Origin of the sequence: Brenneria populi, assembly GCF_036016195.1 — a bacterium.
Lineage (GTDB): Bacteria > Pseudomonadota > Gammaproteobacteria > Enterobacterales > Enterobacteriaceae > Brenneria > Brenneria populi.
This window is the reverse complement of the sequence record NZ_JAYWTM010000062.1, coordinates 1-2,785: the sequence shown is the minus strand read 5'-3', so window position 1 is coordinate 2,785 and position 2,785 is coordinate 1. Positions and strand designations below refer to the sequence as shown.

The following is a 2,785-nucleotide window of genomic DNA, read 5'->3' as shown; positions in this document are numbered from 1 at the left end:
GAGGAGCCCAGAACCTGAATCAGCGTGTGTGTTAGTGGAAGCGTCTGGAAAGGCGCGCGACAGAGGGTGATAGTCCCGTACACAAAAATGCACAGGCTGTGAGTTCGATGAGTAGGGCGGGACACGTGTTATCCTGTCTGAAGATGGGGGGACCATCCTCCAAGGCTAAATACTCCTGACTGACCGATAGTGAACCAGTACCGTGAGGGAAAGGCGAAAAGAACCCCGGCGAGGGGAGTGAAATAGAACCTGAAACCGTGTACGTACAAGCAGTGGGAGCCTTGATTTATCAGGGTGACTGCGTACCTTTTGTATAATGGGTCAGCGACTTATATTCTGTAGCAAGGTTAACCGCATAGGGGAGCCGTAGGGAAACCGAGTCTTAACTGGGCGTTAAGTTGCAGGGTATAGACCCGAAACCCGGTGATCTAGCCATGGGCAGGTTGAAGGTTGGGTAACACTAACTGGAGGACCGAACCGACTAATGTTGAAAAATTAGCGGATGACCTGTGGCTGGGGGTGAAAGGCCAATCAAACCGGGAGATAGCTGGTTCTCCCCGAAAGCTATTTAGGTAGCGCCTCGTGAACTCATCTTCGGGGGTAGAGCACTGTTTCGACTAGGGGGTCATCCCGACTTACCAACTCGATGCAAACTGCGAATACCGAAGAATGTTATCACGGGAGACACACGGCGGGTGCTAACGTCCGTCGTGAAGAGGGAAACAACCCAGACCGCCAGCTAAGGTCCCAAAGTCATGGTTAAGTGGGAAACGATGTGGGAAGGCCCAGACAGCCAGGATGTTGGCTTAGAAGCAGCCATCATTTAAAGAAAGCGTAATAGCTCACTGGTCGAGTCGGCCTGCGCGGAAGATGTAACGGGGCTAAACCATGCACCGAAGCTGCGGCAGCGACGCTTAGGCGTTGTTGGGTAGGGGAGCGTTCTGTAAGCCTGCGAAGGTGGCCCGTGAGGGTTGCTGGAGGTATCAGAAGTGCGAATGCTGACATAAGTAACGATAATGCGGGTGAAAAACCCGCACGCCGGAAGACCAAGGGTTCCTGTCCAACGTTAATCGGGGCAGGGTGAGTCGACCCCTAAGGCGAGGCTGAAAAGCGTAGTCGATGGGAAACAGGTTAATATTCCTGTACTGGGTGTTACTGCGAAGGGGGGACGGAGAAAGCTAGGTTGGCCGGGCGACGGTAGTCCCGGTTTAAGCGTGCAGGTGGATGTTTTTGGTAAATCCGGAACATCATCAACACTGAGGCGTGATGACGAGTCACCACGGTGACGAAGTAACCGATGCTATGCTTCCAGGAAAAGCCTCTAAGCTCCAGGTAACATCGAATCGTACCCCAAACCGACACAGGTGGTCAGGTAGAGAATACTCAGGCGCTTGAGAGAACTCGGGTGAAGGAACTAGGCAAAATGGTGCCGTAACTTCGGGAGAAGGCACGCTGGATTTGGTGAAGTCCCTCGCGGATGGAGCTGAGACCAGTCGCAGATACCAGCTGGCTGCAACTGTTTAATAAAAACACAGCACTGTGCAAACACGAAAGTGGACGTATACGGTGTGACGCCTGCCCGGTGCCGGAAGGTTAATTGATGGGGTAAGCCGCAAGGCGAAGCTCTTGATCGAAGCCCCGGTAAACGGCGGCCGTAACTATAACGGTCCTAAGGTAGCGAAATTCCTTGTCGGGTAAGTTCCGACCTGCACGAATGGCGTAATGATGGCCAGGCTGTCTCCACCCGAGACTCAGTGAAATTGAACTCGCTGTGAAGATGCAGTGTACCCGCGGCAAGACGGAAAGACCCCGTGAACCTTTACTATAGCTTGACACTGAACCTTGAGCCTTGATGTGTAGGATAGGTGGGAGGCTTTGAAGTGTGGACGCCAGTCTGCATGGAGCCGACCTTGAAATACCACCCTTTAATGTTCGATGTTCTAACGTGGGCCCCTGAGCGGGGTTGCGGACAGTGTCTGGTGGGTAGTTTGACTGGGGCGGTCTCCTCCCAAAGAGTAACGGAGGAGCACGAAGGTTAGCTAATCCTGGTCGGACATCAGGAGGTTAGTGCAAAGGCATAAGCTAGCTTGACTGCGAGAGTGACGGCTCGAGCAGGTGCGAAAGCAGGTCTTAGTGATCCGGTGGTTCTGAATGGAAGGGCCATCGCTCAACGGATAAAAGGTACTCCGGGGATAACAGGCTGATACCGCCCAAGAGTTCATATCGACGGCGGTGTTTGGCACCTCGATGTCGGCTCATCACATCCTGGGGCTGAAGTAGGTCCCAAGGGTATGGCTGTTCGCCATTTAAAGTGGTACGCGAGCTGGGTTTAGAACGTCGTGAGACAGTTCGGTCCCTATCTGCCGTGGGCGTTGGAAGATTGAGAGGGGTTGCTCCTAGTACGAGAGGACCGGAGTGAACGCACCGCTGGTGTACGGGTTGTGATGCCAATTGCATTGCCCGGTAGCTACGTGCGGAAGAGATAACCGCTGAAAGCATCTAAGCGGGAAACTTGCCTCGAGATGAGTCTTCCCTGGGTACTAGATACCCCTAAAGGGCCGTTGAAGACGACGACGTAGATAGGCTGGGTGTGTAAGCGTAGCGATACGTTGAGCTGACCAGTACTAATGACCCGAGAGGCTTAACCTTACAACACCGAAGGTGTTTTGGTGAGAGAGACGAATGGGCTCAGAATTTTAGCTTGTTTTTAGATTGGTTCCGGTGGTTGTGTGCGAGCATAACGGTTGGGATGAAACAGAATTTGCCTGGCGGCGATAGCGCGGTG

Annotated in this window: 1 rRNA gene; it reads left to right on the top strand. The window is 53.4% G+C overall.

From position 1 onward, the window contains the following. Window positions 1-2,649 (top strand): 23S ribosomal RNA (locus tag VSX58_RS22380); the annotation flags it as partial. Between the last annotated feature and the right edge of the window lie 136 nt (window positions 2,650-2,785).